14 protein-coding genes are annotated in these 25283 nt (G+C 73.1%); 11 read left to right on the top strand and 3 right to left on the bottom strand.

The genetic code is table 11. The features are described from left to right. The first annotated feature begins 122 nt into the window (after positions 1-122). A complete protein-coding gene (locus AB0K51_RS05960; RefSeq protein WP_363450969.1) occupies positions 123-2075 on the top strand; it encodes a discoidin domain-containing protein in 1953 nt (650 codons plus the stop codon). Between the two features lie 43 nt (positions 2076-2118). Here the strand turns inward: AB0K51_RS05960 and AB0K51_RS05965 are convergent, their stop codons facing one another. Then, positions 2119-3177: an AAA family ATPase gene (locus AB0K51_RS05965; protein WP_363450971.1), complete on the bottom strand. Its 1059-nt coding sequence runs from the start codon at positions 3175-3177 to the stop codon at positions 2119-2121. Then, on the bottom strand, positions 3174-3746 hold the full coding sequence (gene pnuC / locus AB0K51_RS05970) for a nicotinamide riboside transporter PnuC (protein WP_363450973.1): 573 nt from the start codon (positions 3744-3746) through the stop codon (positions 3174-3176). Before pnuC ends, AB0K51_RS05965 begins: the two co-directional genes overlap by 4 nt. 169 nt (positions 3747-3915) lie before the next feature. Between pnuC and AB0K51_RS05975 the strand changes: the two genes are divergently transcribed. The 3 genes from AB0K51_RS05975 to AB0K51_RS05985 all read left to right on the top strand — a co-directional run bounded on the left by AB0K51_RS05975 (position 3916) and on the right by AB0K51_RS05985 (position 9067). After that, entirely contained in the window at positions 3916-5298 is a 1383-nt protein-coding gene (locus AB0K51_RS05975; RefSeq protein ID WP_363450975.1) for a hypothetical protein, read from the top strand. A gap of 209 nt (positions 5299-5507) precedes the next feature. Beyond that, complete coding sequence (locus tag AB0K51_RS05980) at positions 5508-7226, top strand: ABC transporter ATP-binding protein (RefSeq protein ID WP_363450977.1); 1719 nt, start codon at positions 5508-5510, stop codon at positions 7224-7226. Positions 7227-7351: 125 nt separating this feature from the next. Next, positions 7352-9067 (top strand): ABC transporter ATP-binding protein, encoded by a 1716-nt coding sequence (locus tag AB0K51_RS05985; protein ID WP_363451049.1) that lies wholly within the window; start codon positions 7352-7354, stop codon positions 9065-9067. A 166-nt stretch (positions 9068-9233) separates the two neighbouring features. On the opposite strand, the gene glgP is transcribed toward AB0K51_RS05985, so the two are convergent. After that, on the bottom strand, positions 9234-11918 hold the full coding sequence (gene glgP, locus AB0K51_RS05990) for an alpha-glucan family phosphorylase (RefSeq protein ID WP_363450979.1): 2685 nt from the start codon (positions 11916-11918) through the stop codon (positions 9234-9236). Between the two features lie 976 nt (positions 11919-12894). Here glgP and AB0K51_RS05995 point away from each other — a divergent pair. From AB0K51_RS05995 to AB0K51_RS06025, 7 genes are all read left to right on the top strand, one after another. Next, on the top strand, positions 12895-14850 hold the full coding sequence (locus tag AB0K51_RS05995; RefSeq protein ID WP_363451051.1) for an alpha-1,4-glucan--maltose-1-phosphate maltosyltransferase: 1956 nt from the start codon (positions 12895-12897) through the stop codon (positions 14848-14850). Next, positions 14847-16550, top strand: coding sequence for a maltose alpha-D-glucosyltransferase (gene treS, locus AB0K51_RS06000; protein WP_363450981.1), 1704 nt, complete (start codon positions 14847-14849; stop codon positions 16548-16550). Before AB0K51_RS05995 ends, treS begins: the two co-directional genes overlap by 4 nt. 325 nt (positions 16551-16875) lie before the next feature. Continuing rightward, positions 16876-18279, top strand: coding sequence for a maltokinase (locus AB0K51_RS06005; protein WP_363450983.1), 1404 nt, complete (start codon positions 16876-16878; stop codon positions 18277-18279). A 45-nt stretch (positions 18280-18324) separates the two neighbouring features. Beyond that, the gene (glgB, locus tag AB0K51_RS06010; protein ID WP_363450985.1) at positions 18325-20715 is read left to right on the top strand and encodes a 1,4-alpha-glucan branching protein GlgB; all 2391 of its coding nucleotides are present in this window, start codon (positions 18325-18327) and stop codon (positions 20713-20715) included. 113 nt (positions 20716-20828) lie between these two features. Next, positions 20829-21743 carry an undecaprenyl-diphosphate phosphatase gene (locus AB0K51_RS06015; RefSeq protein ID WP_363450987.1) on the top strand — a complete coding sequence of 305 codons (915 nt, stop codon included), beginning with the start codon at positions 20829-20831 and terminating at the stop codon, positions 21741-21743. Between the two features lie 103 nt (positions 21744-21846). Next, complete coding sequence (gene pta, locus AB0K51_RS06020; RefSeq protein WP_363450989.1) at positions 21847-23985, top strand: phosphate acetyltransferase; 2139 nt, start codon at positions 21847-21849, stop codon at positions 23983-23985. Then, on the top strand, positions 23982-25187 hold the full coding sequence (locus AB0K51_RS06025; RefSeq protein WP_363450991.1) for an acetate kinase: 1206 nt from the start codon (positions 23982-23984) through the stop codon (positions 25185-25187). The genes pta and AB0K51_RS06025 overlap by 4 nt, the downstream gene beginning before the upstream one ends. Positions 25188-25283 lie beyond the last annotated feature (96 nt).

The raw sequence follows: 25283 nt of genomic DNA on the forward strand, positions 1-25283 counted from the left end.
GTACGTGTTTTGCGGACCCAGAGTCGTACATTTTCATATCTTGCTCGCTCTATTGCTGAGCCATGTCAACCTGGTTACGCTCCCGAGTCGCTGGGATTCGTTGACTGGGCGGAGGCTCCGGGATGGGTGTCACACGGCGGGTGTTCCTGCAAGGCGTCGCGGCGGCGGGCGTGGTCGGCGCGGTCGGGCTCGGGGAGGGCCCGGCCGCGGCGGCGAGTGCGCCGGGCGACGTGGTGGGCAAGGTGACGGTGGGCTACCAGGGGTGGTTCGCCTGCGCGGGTGACGGGGCGCCGATCAACGGCTGGTGGCACTGGGCCCGGAACATGGGGCAGGCCCCGTCACCGTCCAACAGCGGGATCGTGGCCTGGCCGGACCTGCGCGAGTACCCGGCCACCTACCGGACGGCCTTCGCGAACCTGAACAACGGTCAGCCGGCCGCGCTGTTCTCGTCCTACGACCAGTCGACGGTCGACCTGCACTTCCGCTGGATGAAGCAGTACGGCGTCGACGTGGCCGCCCTGCAGCGCTTCAACCCGACCGGCGGCGAGGGGCCGACCCGCGACGCGATGGCGGGCAAGGTGCGCAGCGCGGCGGAGTCCCAGGGCGTGAAGTTCTACGTCATGTACGACGTCTCCGACTGGACGACCATGCAGGCGGACATCAAGACGGACTGGACGAACAAGATGCGGGCGCACACCGCGTCGAGCGCCTACGCCCGGCAGAACGGCAAGCCGGTGGTGTGCATCTGGGGCTTCGGCTTCAACGACAACCAGCGCCCGTTCGCCCCGGGTCCGTGCCTGGACGTGGTCAACTGGTTCAAGGCGCAGGGGTGTTACGTGATCGGCGGGGTGCCGACCTGGTGGCGCACCGGTGACCGCGACTCCCGCCCGGGCTTCACCGACGTCTACCACGCCTTCGACATGCTCTCGCCGTGGATGGTCGGCCGGATCGGCAACGCGGGGGACGCCGACAACTTCTACAACGTGGCGACCGTGCCGGACCTCGCGGACTGCAACGCGCGCGGGGTGGACTACCAGCCGTGCGTGCTGCCCGGCGGGGTGGGCGACCGGCAGCGGGCGCACGGCGACTTCATGTGGCGGCAGTTCTACAACATGGCGCGGGCGGGGGTGGCCGGCGTCTACATCTCGATGTTCGACGAGTACAACGAGGGCAACCAGATCGCCAAGACCGCCGAGACGCAGGCCTGGGTGCCGGCCGGCTCGGGGCTGCTGGCACTGGACGAGGACGGCACCTTCTGCTCGTCCGACTACTACCTGCGGCTGACCGGCGACGGCGGCCGGATGCTCAAGGGCCTGGCGCCGGTGACCGCGACGCGTCCGACCCCGCCGGTCGCGTCGGGCCCGGACGGCACCCCGCCGAGCGCGCCGGGCGGTCTTCGGGTGACCGGGCAGGGGGACACCACGGTGGCGCTGGCGTGGGACGCGGCCACCGACAACGTCGGGGTGACGGGCTACCGGATCCGGCGGGTGGCGGGCGGCACCGCCACCCAGATCGGCACCGCGTCCGGCACCTCGTTCACCGCGACGGGGCTGAGCCCGGCCACCTCGTACACCTTCGACGTGCTGGCGGTGGACGCGGCGGGCAACGTCTCGGCGGCCTCCAACCAGGTCTCCGCGACCACCACGACCCCGTCCGGCAACCTGGCGCTGCACAAGCCGACCTCGGAGAGCGGGCACACCCAGGTGTACGGCTCCGGGAACGCGGTGGACGGCGACCCGAACAGCTACTGGGAGAGCGTCAACAACGCCTTCCCGCAGTGGTTGCAGACCGATCTGGGCGCGGCGCTCGGGGTGCGCCGGATCGTGCTGTCGGTGCCGCCGGCCACCGCCTGGGGCGCGCGCACCCAGACGGTGGCGGTGCAGGGCAGTACCGACGGCGGGACGTTCACCCAGTTGCTGGCGGCCGCCGGATACCTGTTCGACCCGGCGACCGGCAACACCGCCACGCTCACCCTCCCCGCCACGGCGAGCGCGCGCTACCTGCGGCTGGTCTTCACCGCCAACACCGGCTGGCCCGCCGGCCAGGTCGCCGAGCTGCAGGTGTACGGCAGCTGACGGCCCGTCACCCGGTGCGGCCCCCCGGCCGTACCGGGTGCGCTCACAGGGCGGCGAGCACGGCGGCCACCCGCGCGGCCCGGTCGCCGGACACCTCGATCCAGGGCTGCCCGCTCGCCGCCAGCACCTCGCGGAACCGGCCGGTCATCCAGCCGCGCAGGTGCTCGCCGTCCCGCAGACCGTCGTCCTCGAACGGGACGCCCTGGTCCGAGGTGAGCACGTACAGCGCGCGGGGCGGCTGGGCGGCGGCCGCGGCCCAGGTCTCGGGGGCGGTGCGGCCGAGGTAGCGCTCCTCCCAGACGGCGGTGGCCAGCAGGTCGGTGTCGCAGACCAGCACCGGGCCGCCGCCCCGCGCGGCGCGTTCCTCGGCCTCCGCCTGCCGACGCCGCACCAGGGCGAAGTCCCGTTCGTCCCAGTCGAGTTCGTCGACGGTCGGGGCGGGCCGGCCGGCCGGCGCGGCGTGCGCCCGGGCGACCGCCAGCTTGGCGGCGGTCAGCTCGCGGCCGTACTCGGCCACCCAGCCGGTCAGTGCGTGCACCCCGCCGCGGCCGCGCAGGGCGGCGGCCAGGTCGCGGGAGAGCGTGGTGGTGCCGGTGGACTCGGCGCCGACCACCACCACCCGGCGGGCCAGCCCGGCCCGTACCGCGGGCTCCAGGTCGGCCCAGTGCCCGGCCGGGTCGGCCCGCACCTTGGTGCCGGAGACCGGGAAGGTGGCCCGGTCGACGTCCAGCACCACCGGCGCGGCGGCGAACCGGCGGGCCAGCTCCACCCCGTAGTCCTCGGAGCTGAACACCGCGTCGACCGTCTCGCCGGGCCGCAGCGCGGCGCGCATCAGTGCGACGTGGCCGTCCCAGATCTCGGGGTCCTCGTAGTCGACCGGGATGTTGTCGACGGTGCCGGCCACCCGGACGTGCGGCTCGCCCTGCCAGACCTCGCGGATCCAGCCGACCCGGTCGGCGAGCGGGATGGTCTCGTCGTCGGCGGCCATCACCACCACGGTGACCTGCTCGGCGGCGTCGGCGGCGCTGCGGATCAGGAAGTGGTGGCCGGCGTGCGGCGGGTAGAACTTGCCGATCACCAGCGCGTGCCGGAAGCGCGTCACGCGGCCACCGCCAGCGCGGGGGCCGGGCGCAGTTCGCGGTGCCAGGCGCGCAGGCCGAGCAGGCACAGGCCGAGGAAGAGCACGTACACGGCGGCGGTCGGCCACAGGCCCTTGACCGCGTAGAGCGGGATGTAGACCAGGTCCGCGGCGATCCACAGGTACCAGTTCTCGATCCGCTTGGCGTTCAGCAGCCACTGCGCGGCCAGCGACAGGGCGGTGGTCAGCGCGTCCCAGAACGGCGCCGAGTCGCCGGCCCGCTGCAGCACCAGGGTGAGCACCGCCGTCACGGGCACCACCGCGCCCACCGCCACCGCGAGTTCCCGCGCCCCGCCGCGCCGGATCGCCGGCCGCTCGCCCTCGGCGCCGCGCCGCAGCCAGCGCCACCAGCCGTACGCCGCGAGCCCGAGGTACACCACCTGCAGCCCGGCGTCGGCGTACAGCGCCGCCTGCGCGAACACCACGAGGAAGAACGCGTTGTTGGCGATCCCGACCGGGAAGTTCCAGACGTTCGCCCGCACCGTCAGCCAGACGCACACCGCGCCCGTGACGAAGCCCAGCCACTCGACCATTGCCCCACCTCACCTTTAACGTCAGAGTGACGATAAAGGGTGGGGCGTTCCGGACGCAAGACCGTTTCGGTGGCCGAAAATCGACGGCTCGTCAGTGCCCTCATCCACTACGCTTCCCGCGCCCGCGGCGTCAGGACGACGCCCGCTGGCCCGACACAGGGGGAACTCGATGAGAAGTCCACTGGGCACGCGCACCCGCGTCGCCCTCGCCGCGGCTGCCGCCACCACCCTGGCGCTGCTGGCACCCGGGAACGCCGGCGCGGCCGGCGGCGTCCCGAACACGCCGACCGACCTGTACAACGGTCTGCTCGCCTGCTCCACCGACGCGAGCGCGCCGGTGTACGTCGCCGGCCGGGGCGGGCTGGAGCTGGAGGGCATCGCCTCCCACACCGACCCGACGGCCAACCACCTCTCCGAGGAGTTCCGGTACTGGCCGACCGCCGACCCGGCGCAGCTCGGCACCGCCGTCCGCGACTGGGCGTACCCGGGCTCGGAGGCGTCCGTCGAGGTGACCGGCCTGACCGACGGCGCGACGTACGGCTGGCAGGCCCGGACGGTCGGTCCGGACGGCGCGGCCTCCGACTGGTCCGCCGCCTGCTACGTCGCCGTCGACGACACCACCCCCGCCGCCGCACCGACCGTCAGCTCGCCCAACTACCCGCAGGGACAGACGAACCAGCCCGGCGCGCCGATCCAGATCGACCTCGGCGCGAACGGCGTCGGCGACGTCGCCGGCTACCAGATCACCTGGTACAGCACCTTCTCCGTCCCGGGCGCCTCGATCGGCGAGCACGGCATCCCGCACTTCCTGGACCCGTTCGACGGCACCCACGGCGTCCGCGCGCAGACCGTCGGCGGCACCGCCCGGATGACCCTGGTCCCGCCGGCCGGCCTCAGCGGGTGGCTCACGCTCGACGTCCGCAGCATGGACCGGGCCTACAACGCCTCGCAGCCCACCCGCTACACCATCCTGCTGAAGCCGGACGCGCCCACCGTCACCCGGCTCTCCCACGCGACCCAGTTCGGCAAGCCGACCCCGTTCCGCCTGAGCCCCGAGCCGGGCCTGCAGGCCGCCAGCCCGGTGGTCAGCTACACCGTCACGCACTACGGCACCACGGTCACCACCACCACCGTCCCGGCCAACCCCAACGGCACCGCCGAGACCACCGTCACCCTGGACGGCCCGAGCGGCGACAAGCTGGTCGTCAACACCACCAGCGCCAACGGCTGGACCAGCCAGCAGACCTGGTGGGACAACGGCTACCTGGACTCCACCCCCACCATCACCTCGCCCCAGTACCCCGACGGCGGCGAGAACACCGGCCCCGGCACCTTCCACTTCGCCCCGAAGATCAAGGGCGCCCAGATCGCGAGCTACACCTACTCCTTCGACTGGGGCAACAACCCCATCACCATCCCCGCCGCCGCCCACGGCGAAGCCGACGTCATCTGGACCCCGCCCACCAGCGGCTGGTACCTCCTGATCGTCCATGCCACCACGAAGGACGGCGTGGCCCTCGACGACACCTACTACTCCTTCACCGTCGACTAAAAGCCCCGCCCCTCCGGGCCCCGAAAGGGGCCCGGGGAACGGCGGGAGTGCGCGGCGGTGAGGTTCACAGGGCGCTGCAAGGTCCGGGCGCATAGAGGCCTCCAAGACCCCCAGCCAGCCTGAGACCACCCGACACTCACCTCGCCGTTCCCCGAGCCCCCAAAGGAAATCCCTCGCTCGCCCCCACACAGCCCCACTAACCTCACTCCGTGGACGACCCGATCGCCGGCCACCCCGGCACCCCCGACGCCCGCAGCCCACTGCGCTACCTGTGGTGGCTGGTCCTCAGCCAACGCCGCCGCTGCACCCTCGGCACCTTCTACGGCACGGCCTGGATGCTCGGCCTCACCGTCCAGCCCTACCTGCTCTCGCACGCGATCGACGACGGGCTGCGCCCCGGCCGGCTCGGGCCGGTCCTCGGCTGGGCCGGCGCCATGCTCGCCTTCGGCCTGCTCAACCTGGTGCTCGCCTGGGGCCGCCACAGCACGATGACCAAGGTCCGCAACGACGCCACCTTCCGCACCATCGCCGTCGTGCTGCAGCACAGCGTCCGACTCGGCGCCGCGCTGCCCCGGCAGGTCGCCGCGGGCGAGGTGGTCACCATCGGCATCTCCGACGTCGGCCGGATCAGCCTGGCGCTGACCTTCATCGGACCCGGTGTCGGCGCGGTGATCTGCTACCTCACCGTCGCCGCGGTCCTGCTCACCATCTCGCCGGCCCTCGCCGCCGTCGTCCTGCTCGGCCTGCCCTTCCTGGCCCTGACGCTGCGTCCGCTCTTCGCCCGCCAGCAGCTCACCGAGACCCGCTACCGCGAGCGCCAGGCCCGGCTCACCGCCCGGTTCGAGGACCTGGCCGGCGGGCTGCGGGTGCTCGGCGGTCTCGGCGGCAAGGAGGTCTACGCCGCCCGCTACCGCGCCGACTCGCAGCGCCTGCGGCAGGACGGCTACCGGGTCGGCGCGGTCTCCAGCTGGATCCAGGCGCTCGGCAACGGCCTGCCGATCCTGCTGCTCGCCGCGGTCACCTGGCTCGGCGCCCGGCTCGCCGCCCAGGGCGAACTGACGATCGGCCAGCTCGCCTCGGTCTTCGCCTACGCGGCGGTACTGGTCGCCCCGGTCTACTTCCTGATCGAGAACAGCCAGGACATCGGCCGCGCCCTGGTCTGCGCCCGCCGGGTCGTCGACTTCCTCAACCTGCCGCCCGAGGCCGACCACGGCACCACCCAACCACCGCTCCACGAAGCCGAGTTGACCGACCCGGAGTCCGGCGTCCGGCTCGCCCCGGGCAAGCTGACGGTGCTCGCCGCCGCCCGCCCGGCCGACACCGCCGCCGTCCTCGCCCGGCTGGCCCGGCTCGCCGACACCGCCGCCGACTGGGGCGACACCCCGCTCACCGACCTCCCGCTGGCGACCGTCCGGGACCGGATCACCCTCGCCGAGAACGAGGCCACCCTCTTCGCCGGCCCGCTCCGCCGCCTCCTGCAGGGCCGCACCACCGCCGACGACGACACCCTCCGCGCCGCCCTGGCGGCCGCGGCCGCCCTCGACGTGGTCACCGCCCTGCCCAGCGGACTCGACGCCGAGATCCCCGCCGACGCCCGGAACCTCTCCGGCGGGCAACGCCAACGCCTGCGCTTGGCAAGGGCGTTGACCGCCGACCCGGAGGTCCTGCTGGCCGTCGAACCCACCTCCGCGGTGGACGCCCACACCGAGGCCCTGATCGCCGCCCGCCTTCGCGCCGCCCGCACCGGCCGCACCACCGCCCTCGCCGGCACCTCCCCGCTCCTGCTCGACCAGGCCGACACCGTGCACTACCTGGTCGACGGCAAGGTCACCGCCAGCGGCCCGCACCGCGAGCTGCTCCGCACCCAGCCCGGCTACCGCGCCCTGGTCTCCCGTGACGCCGACTCCCCCACCGAGGACGCCAGTTGAGCACCCCAAAGCCGCGCATCCCCCAACCCGCCACCCCGCCGACCAGCGCCCCACAACCCGGCATCCCCCAACCCAGCACCCCCCAGCCCAGCACCCCACAACCCGCCACCCCAAAGCCCAGCACCCTGCCGATCGCCTCCGCCCGCCAGGTCCGGCACGCCGCCCGCGCGCTGCTACGCCAGGACGCCGCCACCTTCACCGCCGTTCTCGCCCTCAACGGCGCCGCCGCCCTGCTCGGCCTGGCCGGCCCCTGGCTGCTCGGCCGGATCATCGACCGGGTCGGCGCCGGCGCCACCACCGCCGACATCGACCGCCTCGGCCTCGCCCTGCTGGTCTGCGCCGCGCTCCAGGTCCTGACGAGCCGTCAAGCCCGCTATCTCGCCCACCGGTTCGGCGAGCGCGCCGCCGCCCGGGTCCGCGAACAGCTGCTCGACCGGATCCTCGCCCTGCCCGCGGGCGTCGCCGAACGCGCCGGCACCGGCGACCTCACCTCCCGGGGCACCACCGACGCCGCCGCCGTCGGCACCACCCTGCGCGACGCCGCCCCCGAACTGCTGGTCGCCGCCGCCCAGGCGCTGTTCATCCTCGCCGCGCTGCTCACCGTCAGCCCGCTACTGGGCAGTTGCGGTCTGCTCGGCGTCCTCGGCGTCTCGCTCGGCGCCCGCTGGTACCTCCGCCGGGCCCGCGCCGCCTACCTCGCCGACGGCGCCGCCACCGCGGGCCTCGCCGAGACGCTCTCCGCCACCGCGAGCGGCGCCCGCACCGTCGACGCCCTCGGCCTCCAGCAGCAGCGCCTCGCCGCCGGCCGCGACGCGCTCGCCGAGAGCCGGCGCACCCGCCTCGGCACGCTGTACCTGCGGCTGCGCTTCTTCGCGGTGATCAACCTGTCCTACACCGTCCCCGCGGTGCTGGTCCTCCCGCTCGGCGCCCTGCTGGTCTCCGCCCACGCCGTCACCCTCGGCGCCGCCGTCTCCGCCGCGCTCTACCTGCGCCGCATCGAGGAACCGCTGGACAGCATCGTCGTCCTGCTCGAACAGCTGCAGAGCAGCACCGCCTCCTACGCGCGGGTCGAGGGACTCGCCGCCGTCCCGGTCCCGGCGCAGGCCGCCGCCCGCGAACCCGCCGACGACCGGATCCGCGTCACCGGCGCCCGCTACGCGTATCCGGACGGCCCCGACGTCCTGCACGGCCTCGACCTCGACCTGCGCCCCGGCGAACGCCTCGCCGTGGTCGGCCCCTCCGGCTCCGGAAAGACCACCCTCGGCCGCCTGCTCGCGGGGATCGACCGCCCGCACACCGGCACCGTCACGGTCGGCGGCGTCCCGCTCGCCGACCTCGCCCCCGAACGCCTACGCCGCCAGGTCGTCCTGGTCACCCAGGAACACCACGTCTTCCTCGGCACCCTCCGCGACAACCTGCAGATCGCCGCCCCCGACGCCGACGACGCCGCGCTCACCGCCGCACTCGACTCCGTCGGCTGGCAGCACGACCTCCCCGACGGCCTCGACACCGAACTCGGCCCCTCCGCCACCCGGCTCGACGGCGCCCAGGCCCAGCAACTCGCCCTCGCCCGGGTCATCCTGGCGGACCCCCACACCCTCATCCTCGACGAGGCCACCGCCCTGCTCGACCCGACCGCCGCCCGCCACACCGAACGCGCCCTCGCCGCCACCCTCACCGGCCGCACCGTCATCGCCATCGCCCACCGCCTGCACACCGCGCACGACGCCGACCGGGTGGCCGTCCTCACCGACGGCCACCTCACCGACCTGGGCCCCCACGAGACGCTGCTCGCGACGGACGGCCCGTACGCCAAGCTGTGGAACTCCTGGAACGCGTAAGTTGCACAATCCAGGGGCCCGGGGAACGGCGGGGGTGCGTGGCGGCGAGGGTCCCGGGGCCCGCGAGGTCTGGGTGCATGGACGTCTCCCAGGCCACCAGCCGACCTGAGACCACCAGACACTCGCCTCGCAGTTCCCCGAGCCCCTGTTCTGGCTCCCATGTGCCTTACCGCAGCACCCCCGCGTCCATCCCCCCCGTCTCCGCCGGGACCGCCACCAGGCCGAGCTCCGCGATGGAGGCGAGCCGGGGGTGGGCGGGCAGGACGCGGACGGTGTAGCCGAACGGGCCGGTGCGGGAGAGTTCGAGGTGGCCCTCGTAGCGGAGGCGGCCTTCGAGGTCGGCGCCGCCGACCGCGGGCTTGAGGGCGAGGGCCGCTCCCTCGGAGATCCGGTCGCTCTCGTCAACGCGTCCGGAGACCACCTGCACCTCGACGTCCTCGGGCTGGAGGCGGCCGAGGGCGACCTGGACCCGGAGGGCCAGGGTGGAGCCGAGTTCCTGGGCCTCGCCCGAGCAGTCGGCCTCGACGTGTTCGACCCGCACCGCGGGCCAGGCCTCGCGGACGGCGGCCTTCCACGCGGCCAACGCCTGCGCGCCCGCGTAGTCGCCGCCCGCGCCCGCCAGCTCGCGCCGGGCCAGCGCCGCCGGGGCGTACAGCCGCTCGACGTACTCGCGGACCATCCGCCCGGCCAGCACCTTCGGGCCGAGGGTCACCAGGGTGTGGCGGACCATCGAGATCCACCGGTGCGGCAGGCCGTCCGCGCCGCGGTCGTAGAAGCGGGCCGCGACCTGGTGCTCGATCAGGTCGTAGAGCGCGGCCGCCTCGATGTCGTCGCGCCGCTCGGCCTCCTTGCTCTCCGGGTCGAGCACGCCCTCGCCGGTGCCGCCGTCGGCGGTGGGGATGGCCCAGCCGTTCTGGCCGTCGTACCACTCGTCCCACCAGCCGTCCAGGATCGACAGGTTGAGACAGCCGTTCAGCGCCGCCTTCATCCCGGAGGTGCCACAGGCCTCCAGCGGGCGGAGCGGGTTGTTCAGCCAGACGTCGCAGCCGGGGTAGAGCAGCTTGGCCATCGCCATGTCGTAGTCCGGCAGGAAGACGATCCGGTGCCGCACCGCGGGGTCGTCGGCGAACGCGACGAGCTGCTGGATCAGCCGCTTGCCGCCGTCGTCCGCCGGGTGCGCCTTGCCCGCGACCACGATCTGCACCGGCCGCTCCGGGTCGAGCAGCAGCGCGCGCAGCCGCACCGGGTCGCGGAGCATCAGGGTGAGCCGCTTGTACGAGGGGACCCGCCGGGCGAAGCCGATGGTCAGCACGTCGGGGTCGAGGACCGCGCCCGTCCAGCCGAGTTCGGCCTCGCCGGCGCCGCGCTGCTTCCAGGAGGCGCGCAGCCGCCGCCGGGCCTCCTCGACCAGTTGGGCGCGCAGGCTGCGGCGCAGTTCCCAGATGTCGGCGTTGCCGATCCGCTCCAGGCCGGTCCACTGGCCGGAGGTGCCGACCGCCATGGCGGTCTCGGCGCGTTCCTGTCCGATCTCCCCGGCACCCAGGCGGACCACCGCCGGGTCGATCCAGGTCGGGGCGTGCACGCCGTTGGTGATCGAGGTGATCGGCACCTCGGAGGCGTCGAAGCCCGGCCACAGCCCGCCGAACATCTCGCGGCTGACCGCGCCGTGCAGGGTGGAGACACCGTTCGCCCGCTGGGCCAGACGCAGCCCCATCGCGGCCATGTTGAAGAGCTTGGGGTCGCCGCCGGTCCAGCTCTCGGCGCCGAGGGCGAGCACCTGCTCGGCCGGGACGCCGGGCAGCGCGGCGTCGCCGCCGAAGTGACGGGCCACCAGCTCGCGGTCGAAGCGGTCGATGCCCGCCGGGACGGGCGTGTGGGTGGTGAAGACGGTGCCGGCCCGGACGGCTTCCAGTGCGTCGGTGAAGCCGAGGTCCGGTTGGGCGGCGGTGAGTTCGCTGATCCGTTCCAGGCCGAGGAAGCCGGCGTGGCCCTCGTTGGTGTGGAAGACCTCGGGCTCGGGGTGGCCGGTGAGCCGGCAGTAGGTGCGGACGGCGCGCACGCCGCCGATGCCGAGCAGTATTTCCTGCAGCAGCCGGTGCTCGCTGGCGCCGCCGTAGAGGCGGTCGGTGACGTCGCGGTCGGCGGGGGTGTTGGCCTCGACGTCGGAGTCGAGCAGCAGCAGCGGGACCCGGCCGACCTGGGCGCGCCAGACCTGGGCGGCGAGGGTGCGGCCGCCGGGCAGCGCGAGGTCGATCCGGCAGGGGGTCCCGTCGGCCTCGCGCAGCAGGGTGACGGCGAGCGCGTCGGGGTCGAGCAGCGGGTAGCGCTCCTGCTGCCAGCCGTCCCGGCTGAGCGACTGGCGGAAGTAGCCGTGCCGGTAGAAGAGCCCGACGCCGATGATCGGCACGCCGAGGTCGGAGGCGGCCTTGAGGTGGTCGCCGGCCAGGATGCCGAGGCCGCCGGAGTACTGCGGCAGCGCGGCGGCGATGCCGTACTCGGGCGAGAAGTAGGCGATGCCGGCCGGCAGTGGGGCGTCCTCGTCGCCGAGCGGCGGCGCGGACTGGTACCAGCGCGGTCCGGTGAGGTAGTCGCGCAGTTCGTCGGCCAGGTCGCCGAGCCTCCGGAGGAAGCGCCGGTCGGTGGCGAGGGAGGCGAGTCTGGCCGCGGGCACCTCGCCGAGGAGCCGGACCGGGTCCTCCCCGACGGCGGCCCACACCTCGGGGTCGACGGAGCGGAACAGCTCCCTCGTTTCCGGGTGCCAGGACCAGCGGAGGTTCAGCGCGAGCTCGTGCAGTGGCTGCAGTTGTTCGGGCAGGACGGTGCGGACGGTGAATCTGCGGATTGCCTTCACGGCTTGAAGCGTAGACCCGCAGAAGCGCCTGAAGAGGTGTCAGAACACGTGCGTCACACCCATTCGGAGTACTGGTGAGATCGTTTCAGGCGCGCGGTGGCAAATCCCGGCGCACGAGGGGCGCACGCAGGGAAAAGACGCGCCGTCAGGTGTGAACTTCTGGGGACGAAGGTGTTTCCGGGATCTTTTTCAGGCTTGCATACCGGCTGAAACCGCGCGCCTACCCACCCGTAGCCCTTGCCCGTGATGCGAGGATGCAACAAGGTCGTGGGTGCCGCGGGGAGTGCTTTCCGGTGGACCCCCTGCTGCCCCGTGGCCGGTGCTTCCCCGTTGACGAACCCTCATCCCTTTCCCCCATTCGGCCTCAGTCGCCGTGTCCTCGCGTGTCCTTGTTCCCTGCCCGGTCGTTTTCCGGTGGGTTGGGTCACGCGGGGGCGTGAACCGTGCGGTGCGCGCCGGGACACGCGCGCATTCGGGTCGGTGTTCACCGCAGCCGCGGTCGGCGGGCGGGGTTGCCGGGTCCGTCGGCGCGGGCAGGCTTCGGCCGCACGTCCTTCCTCACCCAGCAGTCCTCCCGGTACTCCCCCAGGCGCCGCCTGCCGAGGGAGCTGCCGCCGATCTCGGGCAGGAGCTTGGCATGCACGGCGACACGCGGGACCACTCCACGGTGCCGACGGACGAAGCACCCGACACACCGTCAGCCGGGGAGCCCCCGGTGCCGGCCCCGCGCGCCGCGGCGGCCCGCAAGAGCGCGGCGAAACCCGCCGCGGCCGGCCGGGCCGGCGCCACCCGCAAGACCGCTGCGAAACGGACCACCACCGTCAGGTCCGGTGCCGGCAAGGGGAGTTCACCCACCGGGCCGACCTCCGCAGCCCCGGCCGAACCCGCCGCCGAGCCGGCCGCCGAGCGCCCCCGCCCGGCCGCCAAGCGCGCCGCCGGAACCCGAACCGCCCGCAAGACGACAGAGAGCGACACCGTGATCGGCCGCATTCCCGTGCTGGACGTGACCCCCCTCGTCGACGCCGGACGGCGTCCGGCCAAGGCCGTGGAGGGGGAGCGCTTCCTGGTCTCCGCCACGGTCTTCCGGGAGGGCCACGACGCGGTCGGCGCCAACGTGGTGCTGCGCGACCCGCGCGGGCGCTCCGGCCCGTGGACCCCGATGCAGGAGCTCGCCGAGGGCTCCGACCGCTGGGGCGCGTACGTCACCCCGACCGCGCCGGGCCGCTGGTCGTACCTGGTGGAGGCGTGGGGCGACCCGGTCGCCACCTGGAAGAAGCACGCCGCGGTGAAGCTGCCCGCCGGGATCGACACGGCGCTGGTGCTGGAGGAGGGCGCGCAGCTGCTGGAGCGCGCCGCCGCCGGGGTGCCGAAGAAGGACGGCCGGGCCCAGGTGCTGGCCGCGGTGGACGCGCTGCGCGACGTCAACCTGCCGCCGCTGAGCCGCTACGCCGCCGCGCTGGACCCGGAGGTGACGGCGCTGCTGGCCCGCCACCCGCTGCGCGAGCTGGTCTCGGCGACCCGCTCGCAACCGCTCCAGGTGGACCGCAAGCGGGCCCTGTTCGGCTCCTGGTACGAGTTCTTCCCGCGCTCCGAGGGCGCGGTGGTCGACCCCAACGGCGTGGAGCCGCCGGTCTCCGGCACCTTCCGCACCGCCGCCGAGCGGCTGCCCGCGGTCGCCGCGATGGGCTTCGACGTGGTGTACCTGCCGCCGGTCCACCCGATCGGCCGGGCCCACCGCAAGGGACCGGACAACTCCCTGACGGCGGGTCCGCGGGACGTCGGCTCGCCGTGGGCGATCGGCTCCCCCGAGGGCGGGCACGACGCGGTCCACCCGGACCTGGGCACCATCGAGGACTTCGACCACTTCGTCGCCGAGGCCGGGGCGCTCGGCCTGGAGGTGGCGCTGGACTTCGCGCTGCAGTGCTCGCCGGACCACCCGTGGGTGCACAAGCACCCGGAGTGGTTCAGCCACCGCGCCGACGGCACCATCGCGTACGCGGAGAACCCGCCGAAGAAGTACCAGGACATCTACCCGGTCAACTTCGACCAGGACTTCGACGGCATCGTCCGCGAGACGGTCCGGGTGCTGCGCTACTGGATGGGCCACGGGGTGCGGATCTTCCGTGTCGACAACCCGCACACCAAGCCGGTCAACTTCTGGGAGAAGGTGCTCGCGGACATCGCCCGCACCGATCCGGACGTGCTCTTCCTGGCCGAGGCGTTCACCCGCCCGGCGATGATGCACACCCTGGGCAAGGTCGGCTTCCACCAGTCCTACACGTACTTCACCTGGCGCAACACCAAGGACGAGCTGACCGAGTACCTGACCGAGCTGACCGGCGAGGCGGCCGCGTACATGCGGCCGAACTTCTTCGCCAACACCCCGGACATCCTGCCCGAGTACCTCCAGCACGGCGGCCCGGCCGCGTTCGCGGTGCGCGCCGTGCTGGCGGCCGTGCTCTCCCCCACCTACGGGGTGTACGCGGGCTACGAGCTGTTCGAGCACGAGCCGGCCAAGCCCGGCTCGGAGGAGTACCTGCACTCCGAGAAGTACGAGCTGCGGCCGCGTGACTGGTCCCGCCAGGACACCCTCGCGCCGCTGCTCACCGCCCTGAACCGGCTGCGCCGCCGGCATCCCGCGCTGCAGCAGCTGCGGAGCCTGCGCTTCCACCCCGTGGACAACGAGCGGATCATCGCGTTCTCCAAGACCGCCGTCACCGAGGACGGTCTGGAGGACCACGTGATCGCCGTGGTCAACCTGGACCCGCACCACGTCCAGGAGGCCACCGTGACGCTCGACGTGCCGGGGCCGCTGACGGTGCACGACGAGCTGACCGGCGCCACCTACGCCTGGGGCCGTCACAACTACGTCCGGCTCGATCCCTCTACCGGGCCGGCCCACCTCCTCACGGTTCGGAGGAACCCGCAGTGACAGTCAACGAGCCCGTCCCCGACACCTTCGCCGACACCCCCGCCCGGGACCGCGACCCGGAGTGGTTCAAACGCGCGGTCTTCTACGAGGTCCTGGTCCGCTCGTTCCAGGACAGCAACGGCGACGGCGTCGGGGACCTCAAGGGGCTCACCTCGCGGCTCGACTACCTCCAGTGGCTCGGCGTGGACTGCCTCTGGCTCCCCCCGTTCATGAACTCCCCGCTGCGCGACGGCGGTTACGACGTCTCCGACTACCAGTCGGTGCTCCCCGAGTTCGGCAACCTGGCCGACTTCGTGGAGTTCGTGGACGCCGCCCACGCGCGCGGCATGCGGGTGATCATCGACTTCGTGGTCAACCACACCAGCGACCAGCACCCGTGGTTCCAGGCCTCCCGCAGCGACCCGGACGGCCCGTACGGCGACTTCTACATGTGGGCCGACGACGACAAGCAGTACCCGGACGCCCGGATCATCTTCGTCGACACCGAGAGCTCGAACTGGACCTACGACCCGGTCCGCAAGCAGTACTTCTGGCACCGCTTCTTCAGTCACCAGCCGGACCTGAACTACGACAACCCGCGGGTGCAGGAGGAGGTGCTGGCGGCCCTGCGGTTCTGGCTGGACCTCGGCATCGACGGCTTCCGGCTGGACGCGGTGCCGTACCTGTACGCCCGCGAGGGCACCAACTGCGAGAACCTCCCGGAGACGCACGACTTCCTGCGGATGGTCCGCAAGGAGATCGACGCCAACTACCCGGACACCGTGCTGCTGGCGGAGGCCAACCAGTGGCCCGAGGACGTGGTCGACTACTTCGGCGACTTCGGCTCCGGCGGCGACGAGTGCCACATGGCGTTCCACTTCCCGGTGATGCCGCGGATCTTCATGGCGGTCCGGCGGGAGTCCCGCTACCCGGTCTCCGAGATCCTGGCGAAGACCCCGGAGATCCCCTCCGGCTGCCAGTGGGGCATCTTCCTGCGCAACCACGACGAGCTGACCCTGGAGATGGTCACCGACGAGGAGCGCGACTACATGTACGCGGAGTACGCGAAGGACCCGCGGATGCGGGCCAACGTGGGCATCCGGCGCCGGCTCGCCCCGCTGCTGGAGAACGACCGCAACCAGACCGAGCTGTTCACCGCGCTGCTGCTCTCGCTGCCCGGCTCGCCGGTGCTGTACTACGGCGACGAGATCGGCATGGGCGACAACATCTGGCTGGGCGACCGGGACGGCGTCCGCACCCCGATGCAGTGGACCCCGGACCGCAACGCGGGTTTCTCCTCCGCCGACCCGGGCAGGCTCAGTCTGCCGCCCATCATGGATCCGGTGTACGGCTATCAGGTGACCAACGTCGAAGCGCAGCAGAGCAGTTCGAGCTCGCTGCTGCACTGGACGCGTCGCATGATCGAGATCCGCAAGCTCAACCCCGCGTTCGGCCTCGGCAGCTACACCGAGTTGCCCTCCAGCAATCCCGCGGTGCTGGCCTTCGTGCGCGAGTACGAGGGCGACCTGGTCATGTGCGTGAACAACTTCTCGCGGTTCGCGCAGCCGACCGAACTGGACCTGCGGCAGTACGGGGGGCGCTACCCGGTCGAGCTGATCGGCGGCGTGCGCTTCCCCACCATCGGCGAATGGCCGTACCTGCTCACCCTGGCCGGCCACGGTTTCTACTGGTTCCAGCTGCGTCAGTCGCACACGAAGTAACGATCCCTCAGGCCCCGAACGGGACGTCAACCCTCCGCGGGCGCGCGCGCCGTACCGCGCGCCCCCGGAGGTCTTCGCACCACCGCGTACGGAGAACAGCCCAACGGCCACCCACACGAAGGCGTGACACCCGAGCCGCGGCTCGCGTGCCGTCGCCGCCGCGCCGCCGAAATCCGGAAGACTTTAGGGCCCGGCCACGACCCGTCGGGCAGCCGCCCGCTTCCGGGGAAAGGGAGTCATGTCCGAACCCTCCCGTTCTCAAGCCCACGTGCAACGTGAGCCGTCCGACGCCGCCGCAGGGCCGGTCGGGACGCGCGCGCCCGGGGTGCGGAGAACCACCGCGGGTGTCAGCGAGCTGGTCCAGGCGGCGCTGCCGCTGATCGCCGAATGGCTGCCCACCCAGCGCTGGTACGCCGGAAAGGGCCGGCCGATCACCGGCCTCACCCCGGTGGTCGGCACGCCGCTGCAGGTCGGTGATCCGGCGCTGCTGCACCTGCTGCTGCGGGTCGAGCACGGCACCGGGTCGAGCGCGAACGGCGACGTGTACCAGCTGCTGCTGGGCATCCGCTCCGAGCGGCCGGCCGCGGTCGGCCCGGGCGCGGTGCTGGGCCGCCTGGTGGGCGGCACCTACGACGGGGCGACGCTGTACGACGCGGTGCACGACCCGGAACTGACGGGCCGGCTGCTCGAGCACCTGGCCACCGGCGACCGGTTCGGCTCGCTGTCCTTCCGGCGCACCCCGGGCCCGGGCCTGCCCGGCAACATCCCCGGCCGGGCGTCCACCGCCGAGCAGTCCAACAGCTCGGTGATCTACGACACCGCCTTCATCCTCAAGCTGTTCCGCCGGATCAGCCCCGGCACCAATCCCGACCTGGAGCTGTCGCTGGCGCTCTCCCGGGCCGGCTCGACCCGCATCCCCCGGGTCGCCGCCTGGTTCGAGTGCCGGCTGGAGCGCTCCGAGCCCGCCACCCTCGGGCTGCTGCAGCGCTACCTGCCGGACGCCGAGGACGGCTGGGAGCTCGCCCTCGACCAGGTCGCCCGGCTGAAGGGCGACCCCTCGCCCGGCAACTTCGCGATCGAGGCGCACCGGCTCGGCCGGGCCACCGCCGAGGTGCACCGGGTGCTGGCCCGCTCGATGCCCACCGCCCGGCTCGACCGGGCGAAGATCGGCGAACTGGCCTCGGCGATGGCCGACCGGCTGGACTCCGCGGTCACCGCGGTGCCCGGCCTGCTGCGCTACCGCTCCGCGCTGCGCGCCGCCTTCCAGCAGCTGACCGACGCCCACCTGGACGGCCTGCAGGTGCAGCGGATCCACGGCGACCTGCACCTCGGCCAGGCGATGCGCACCCCGCAGGGCTGGGTGCTGCTGGACTTCGAGGGCGAGCCGGCCAAGCCGCTGGCCGAGCGCCGCCTGCCGCAGCCCGCGCTGCGGGACGTCGCCGCGATGCTGCGCTCCTTCGACTACGCGGCCGCCCACCTGCTGGCCGGCTCCCCCGGCCAGGACCCGGAGCTCGCCCACCTGGCCGCGGCCTGGGCGGCCCGCAACCGGGCCGCGTACTGCGCGGGCTACACGGCCGGCGGCGGCGCCGACCCGGCCGCCACGCCCGAGCTGATGCGCGCCCTGGAGATCGACAAGGCGGTGTACGAGGTGGTGTACGAGGCGCGGCACCGCCCGAGCTGGCTGCCGATCCCGCTGGCGGCGATCAACCGCCTGGCCCTGTCCGTCTGAACCCCACCGTCCCCACCGCAGCACCCCATCCAGGAGGACTCCGCCGTGACCCCGCTCGGTCCGCTCGACCCGTCCCTCTCGGCCGACCGCCAGTCGGCCGTCCCGGCCACCTTCCGGAACGGAGAGCGCGTCAGGAAGACCGGCGGGCCGGCTCCGGCCCGGGCCGCGCGGTCGGGCGCCGCGAAGGCGAAGCGTCCCGAACCGGCTCCCGCGCCTGCGGCCGCCCGCACCGGCGCCGCGCTCCGGCTGCCGGAGGCGCCGCTGCCGCCGTCCGAGGTGGAGCGGCTGGTCTCCGGGGCGCACCACGACCCGCACGCGCTGCTGGGGGCGCACGAGCTGCCCGAGGGCACGGCGGTCCGGGTGCTGCGTCCGCTGGCCGAGCGGGTGGTGGTGGAGACCGAGCTGGGCCCGGCGGAGCTGACCCACCAGCAGGACGGGCTGTTCACCGGCCTGCTGACGGGCCGGCGGTTCCCGCGGTACGGGCTGCGGGTGAGCTACCCGGGCGGGGAGCCGCTGGCGCAGGAGGACGGCTACCGGTTCGCGCCGACCCTGGGCGAGCTGGACCTGCACCTGATCTCCGAGGGCCGGCACGAGCAGCTGTGGCGGGCGCTCGGCTCGCACGTGCGCACGGTGGACGGGGTGACCGGCACCGCGTTCGCGGTGTGGGCGCCGAACGCGGTCGGGGTGCGGGTGATCGGCTCGTTCAACCACTGGAACGGCACCGCGCACCCGATGCGCTCGCTGGGTTCGTCCGGGGTCTGGGAGCTGTTCGTCCCGGGGCTCGGCGAGGGCGAGCAGTACAAGTACCAGATCCTGGCCCGCTCCGGGCAGGTGCTGGAGAAGGCCGACCCGCTGGCCCGGGCGGCGCAGTGCCCGCCGGACACCGCCTCGGTGGTGACGGTCTCCCGCTACGAGTGGCAGGACGCCGACTGGATGGCGCGGCGGGCGCAGACCGTGCACCACCGCGCGCCGATGTCGGTGTACGAGCTTCATCTCGCCTCCTGGCGGCCGGAGTTGACGTCCTACCGGCAGATCGCCGAGGTGCTGCCCGGCTACCTCGCCGAACTCGGCTTCACGCACGTGGAGTTCATGCCGGTGATGGAGCACCCGTTCGGCGGCTCCTGGGGCTACCAGGTGTCCGGCTTCTACGCGCCGACCGCGCGGCTCGGCTCGCCCGACGACTTCCGCTTCCTGGTGGACGCGCTGCACCGGGCCGGCATCGGCGTGCTGGTCGACTGGGTGCCCGCGCACTTCCCGAAGGACGACTTCGCGCTGGCCCGCTTCGACGGCGAGCCGCTGTACGAGCCGGCCGACCCGCTGCGCGCCGAGCACCCGGACTGGGGCACCCTGGAGTTCGACTACGGCCGCACCGAGGTGCGCAACTTCCTGGTCGCCAACGCGGTGTACTGGTGCGAGGAGTTCCACGTCGACGGCCTGCGGGTGGACGCGGTCGCCTCGATGCTCTACCTCGACTACTCGCGCGAGGGCGGCGCGTGGACGCCCAACCGGTTCGGCGGCCGGGAGAACCTGGACGCCGCCTCGTTCCTGCAGGAGATGAACGCCACCGTCTACCGGCGCTGCCCGGGCGTGCTGACGGTGGCCGAGGAGTCCACCGCCTGGGAGGGCGTCACCCGGCCCACCGACGCCGGCGGCCTGGGCTTCGGCCTGAAGTGGAACATGGGCTGGATGCACGACTCGCTGGTCTACATGTCCAAGGAGCCGGTGCACCGCAAGTACCACCACAACGAGATGACCTTCTCGATGGTGTACGCCTACTCGGAGAACTACATCCTGCCGATCTCGCACGACGAGGTGGTGCACGGCAAGCAGGCGCTGGTCTCCAAGATGCCCGGCGACTGGTGGCAGCAGCGGGCCAACCACCGCGCCTACCTGGGCCTGATGTGGGCCCACCCGGGCAAGCAACTGCTGTTCATGGGACAGGAGTTCGCGCAGGGCGCGGAGTGGGACCACGAGAGCGGCCCGCAGTGGTGGGTGCTCGACGAGGGCTGGCCGGCGCACGGCGACCACCGCGGGGTGCAGCGGCTGGTCGGCGAGCTGAACCGGGTCTACCGGGCCACCCCGGCGCTGTACGAGCAGGACACCGTCCCGGAGGGCTTCCGCTGGCTGGACGGCGGGGCGGCCGACGACAACGTGTTCTCCTTCGTCCGGTTCGCGGCGGACGGCAGCCCGCTGGTGGCGGTCAGCAACCTCTCCCCGGTGGTGCGGCACGGCTTCCGGGTCGGGCTGCCGCGGCTGGAGGGCGGCGAGCAGCTGTGGGAGGAGGCGCTGAACACCGACGCCGAGGAGTTCGGCGGCGCCGGGGTGGCCAACTCGCACCCGGTGAAGGCGGAGGCCTCCGAGTGGAACGGGCAGCCGCGCTCGGCCGAGCTGGTGCTGCCGCCGCTGGCCACCGTCTGGCTGCGGCCGGTTCGCTGAGGCGCCGGGTGATGTTCAGGTAAAAGGTCGGGGACCGTCATCGACCCGTCTACAGCGCTGTAGTAGGTTCACGCTCGCCAGAGAGAGCCCGCCACAGCCGCCGAGAGTGTGTGATGTCGTCCCTGACCTACCTGGAATCCGTCGGCGTCGGTCTGCTCCAAGGAGTCACCGAGCTCTTCCCGGTCTCCAGCCTCGGCCACTCGATCCTGATCCCCGCACTGATCGGCGGCCAGACCCAGCGCGACCTGGACGTCACGGCGGACGGCTCCCCGTACCTCGCCGTGCTGGTCGGCCTGCACCTGGCCACCGCGCTGGCCCTGGTGGTCTTCTTCCGCCGGGACTGGATACGCATCGTCCGGGGCCTGTTCACCTCGATCACCCGGCGCGAGATCAGCAGCCCCGACCAGAAGCTGGCCTGGCTGCTCGTCGTCTCCACCATCCCGGTGGGCATCGCCGGCCTGGCTCTGGACCACCTGCTGCGCGACGCCCTCGGCAAGCCCACGCCGGCCGCGTTCTTCCTCACCCTCAACGGCCTGGTGCTGTTCGGCGCCGAGCGGCTCAAGCGCGGCGGCGGCGGCCGGCGGCGGGCCGGCGACCATCAGGCGCACCCCGCGGGCCTCGACCCCGCCGTCGAATCCGACCGGCGGATCGCCCGGCTGACCTTCCGTCAGGGCGCCTGGGTCGGCTCGGCGCAGATCCTCGCGCTCTTCCCCGGCATCTCCCGCTCCGGCGTCACCATGAGCGCCGGCATCCTGCGCGGCCTGAACCACGAGGACTCCGCCCGCTTCTCCTTCCTGCTCGCCACCCCCGTCATCCTGGCCGCCTCCGCCCTCAAGCTGCCGGAACTCATGTCCCCCGCGAACGCCGCCGTCCGCGGCCCGCTGCTGGCCGGCTCCCTCGCCGCCTTCGCCGCCGGCTACGTCTCGGTGCGCTTCCTCACCAAGTACTTCGAGACCCGCAGCCTGATCCCCTTCGCGGTCTACTGCACCGTCGCCGGCCTCGGCTGCCTGGTGTACCTCAACGTGTAGTCCACCGTGCGGCCGTAGCGGCGGTGCCGCAGCCGAGCCTCCCTGTTGTACGACGGTATGGTCGGTATGACCGGCAGCCGGACGACGGACGGAGAGCTCCACCGTGGCGCGCAGTGTGTACGTGACCGGGATCGACCGGGGGGACGGCCGGCAGGCCGTCGAGCTCGGGGTCATGGAACTGCTCACCCGTCAGGTGGACCGGGTGGGCGTGTTCCGTCCGCTGGTGCACGCGGCGCAGGCGGGAGAGCCGGGCGCGGACCACGTGGTGGAGCTGCTGCGCGGCCGGTACCGGCTGGAGCTGCCGGCGGCGGAGATGTACGGGCTCACCTACGACGAGGCGGCGGCGCTGCAGGCCGCGCACGGGCAGGACGAGCTGGTGTCGGCGCTGGTGGACCGGTTCCACCAGCTGGAGCGGCGCTGCCAGGCGGTGCTGGTGCTGGGCACCGACTTCGCGGACACCAACATGCCGGACGAGCTGGCCTTCAACGCCCGGCTGGCGAACGAGTTCGGGGCCGTGGTGCTGCCGGTGGTCGGCGGCCGGCACGAGGACCCGCAGGCGGTGGTGGCGGAGGTGCTGGGCGCCCACCGGGCCTACCGCGACCTGGGCTGCTCGATCCTGGCGATGATCGCCAACCGGGTGGCGCCGGGCGCCAAGCAGCAGGTGCAGCACGCGCTGGCCGAACGGCTGCCGGTGCCGGTGTACGTGATCCCGGAGGAGCCGTCGCTGGCCGCCCCGACCATGGCGCAGCTGGTGGAGGCGACCGGCGCGCAGGTGCTGCTGGGCGACGCGGCGGGCCTGGCCCGGGACGTGCGCGGCTTCGTCTTCGGCGGGGCGATGCTGCCGACCTTCCTGACCGCGCTGACCGAGGGCGCGCTGGTGGTGACCCCGGGCGACCGGGCCGACCTGCTGATCGGCTCGCTGGCGGCGCACGCCGCGGGCTCCCCGCCGATCGCCGGGGTGCTGCTGACGCTCGATCAGCATCCGGGCCCGGAGGTGATGGCGCTGGCCTCCCGGCTGGCCCCGGGCACCCCCGTCGCGGCGGTGTCGGAGGGCAGCTGGCTGACCGCGGCGGCGCTCACCCACCTGGAGGGGCGGATCGGGCCGAACAGCCCGCGGAAGGCCGAGGTCGCCCTCGGCCTGTTCGAACTGCACGTCGACACCGCGGAGTTGACCAGCCGGATCGAGCTGACCCGGTCCGAGCGGGTGACCCCGATGATGTTCGAGCACGCGCTGCTGGAGCGGGCCCGCGCCGAGCGCCGGCACATCGTGCTGCCGGAGGGCACCGAGGACCGGGTGCTGCGCGCCGCCGAGGTCCTGCTGCGCCGCAACATCTGCGACCTGACCCTGCTCGGCGAGCCGGAGGCGGTGCAGCGCCGGGCGGCGGCGCTCGGCATCGAGTTCCCGCAGGCCGGCGAGAGCGGCGCCCAGCTGCGGGTGGTCGACCCGGCGGCCAGCCCGCTGCGCCAGCAGTTCGCCGAGCTGTACGCGAAGGCCCGGGCGCACAAGGGCATGACCGTGGAGCGGGCGCTGGACGTGGTCGCCGACGTCTCCTACTTCGGCACCCTGATGGTCCAGGAGGGCATCGCCGACGGCATGGTCTCCGGGGCGGTGCACTCCACCGCGGCGACCATCCGCCCGGCCTTCGAGGTGATCAGGACCGCGCCGGGCGCGGCGATCGTCTCCTCGGTGTTCTTCATGTGCCTGGCCGACAAGGTGCTGGTCTACGGCGACTGCGCGGTCAACCCGGACCCGGACGCGCAGCAGCTCGCCGACATCGCCATCCAGTCCGCGGAGACCGCCGCCCAGTTCGGCGTGGAGCCGCGGGTGGCGATGCTGTCCTACTCCACCGGCACCTCGGGCAGCGGCGTGGACGTCGACAAGGTCCGCAAGGCCACCGAGCTGGTCCGCCGGCTGCGGCCGGACCTGCTGGTGGAGGGCCCGATCCAGTACGACGCGGCGGTGGACGCGCACGTCGCGGCGACCAAGCTGCCGGGCTCGGCGGTGGCGGGCCGGGCGACCGTGCTGGTCTTCCCGGACCTCAACACCGGCAACAACACCTACAAGGCGGTGCAGCGCTCGGCCGGGGCGGTCGCGGTCGGCCCGGTCATGCAGGGCCTGAACAAGCCGGTCAACGACCTCTCCCGGGGCGCCCTGGTGGAGGACATCGTCAGCACCGTGGCGATCACCGCCATCCAGTCCCAGAAGCCCGCCGCGAACGGCCCCGCAGGAGGCGCGCAGTGACCACCGGTACCCGAGTCCTGGTGCTGAACGCCGGGTCCTCCTCGGTGAAGTACCAGCTGATCGACATGCTCGACGGCGCCCGGCTGGCGTCCGGCCTGGTGGAGCGGATCGGCGAGGCGAACGGCCGGCTGCTGCACCAGCCGCTCACCGGCGAGCGGCGCGAGACCCGGCAGGTCTTCGCCGACCACGGCGGGGCGCTGAAGGCGGTGGCCGAGGAGCTGGCCGCGGACCTGATGGGCCTGGACTCCCCCGAGCTGGCCGCGATCGGCCACCGGGTGGTGCACGGCGGGCTGCGCTTCACCCGCCCCACCCTGATCACCGACCCGGTGGTCGCCGAGATCCGTCGGCTGATCCCGGTCGCGCCGCTGCACAACCCGGCCAACATCACCGGCATCGAGGTGGCCCGCGCGCTGCGCCCGGACCTGCCGCAGGTCGCGGTCTTCGACACCGCCTTCCACGCCACCATGCCGGAGTACGCGGCCCGCTACGCGATCGACCGGAGGACCGCGGACGAGCACCGGGTGCGCCGCTACGGCTTCCACGGCACCTCGCACCAGTACGTCTCCCGGGCCACCGCCCGGCTGCTGGGCCGCGACCCGGCCGAGGTGAACGTGGTCGTGCTGCACCTGGGCAACGGCGCCTCCGCCTCGGCGGTGGCCGGCGGGGTCTGCGTGGAGACCTCGATGGGCCTGACCCCGCTGGAGGGCCTGGTGATGGGCACCCGCTCCGGCGACGTCGACCCGGGCCTGGTGTTCCACCTGCACCGGGTGGGCGGGCTGAGCATCGATCAGATCGACGACCTGCTCAACCGCCGCAGCGGCCTGCTCGGCCTGTGCGGCGACAACGACATGCGCGAGGTGGTCCGCCGCGCCCAGGACGGCGAGGAGGACGCCAAGCTGGCCTTCGACGCCTACGTGCACCGGATCCGCCGCTACCTGGGCGGCTACTACGCGGTGCTCGGCCGGCTCGACGCGGTGGCCTTCACCGCGGGCGTGGGCGAGAACTCGGCGGAGGTCCGCGCGGCGGTCTGCGCCGACCTGGAGGAGCTCGGAATCGCGGTCGACCCGGAGCTGAACTCGGTGCGCGCGCCGGGTGCCCGGGTGATCTCGCCGTCGTACGGGCGGGTGACCGTCGCGGTGGTGCCGACCGACGAGGAACTGGAGATCGCCCAGCAGACTTTCGCGCTGGTCCACGCGGCGTGAGCCCGGCGCGGGATGACTACCCGTCAGTATCCCACCCCTCGGAATGTTCGTTGGCGATATCTGACGATGCGAACCGAATGTCCCGATAACACGAAC

The organism is Kitasatospora sp. NPDC049285 (assembly GCF_040678815.1).
In the GTDB taxonomy this organism is placed as follows: Bacteria; Actinomycetota; Actinomycetes; order Streptomycetales; family Streptomycetaceae; genus Kitasatospora.

Coding starts and splice junctions, on each gene's coding strand:
- AB0K51_RS05960 (WP_363450969.1), top strand. CDS start 123: ATGGGTGTCACACGGCGGGTGTTCCTGCAAGGCGTCGCGGCGGCGGGC.
- pnuC (WP_363450973.1), bottom strand. CDS start 3,746: ATGGTCGAGTGGCTGGGCTTCGTCACGGGCGCGGTGTGCGTCTGGCTG.
- AB0K51_RS05975 (WP_363450975.1), top strand. CDS start 3,916: ATGAGAAGTCCACTGGGCACGCGCACCCGCGTCGCCCTCGCCGCGGCT.
- AB0K51_RS06015 (WP_363450987.1), top strand. CDS start 20,829: ATGTCGTCCCTGACCTACCTGGAATCCGTCGGCGTCGGTCTGCTCCAA.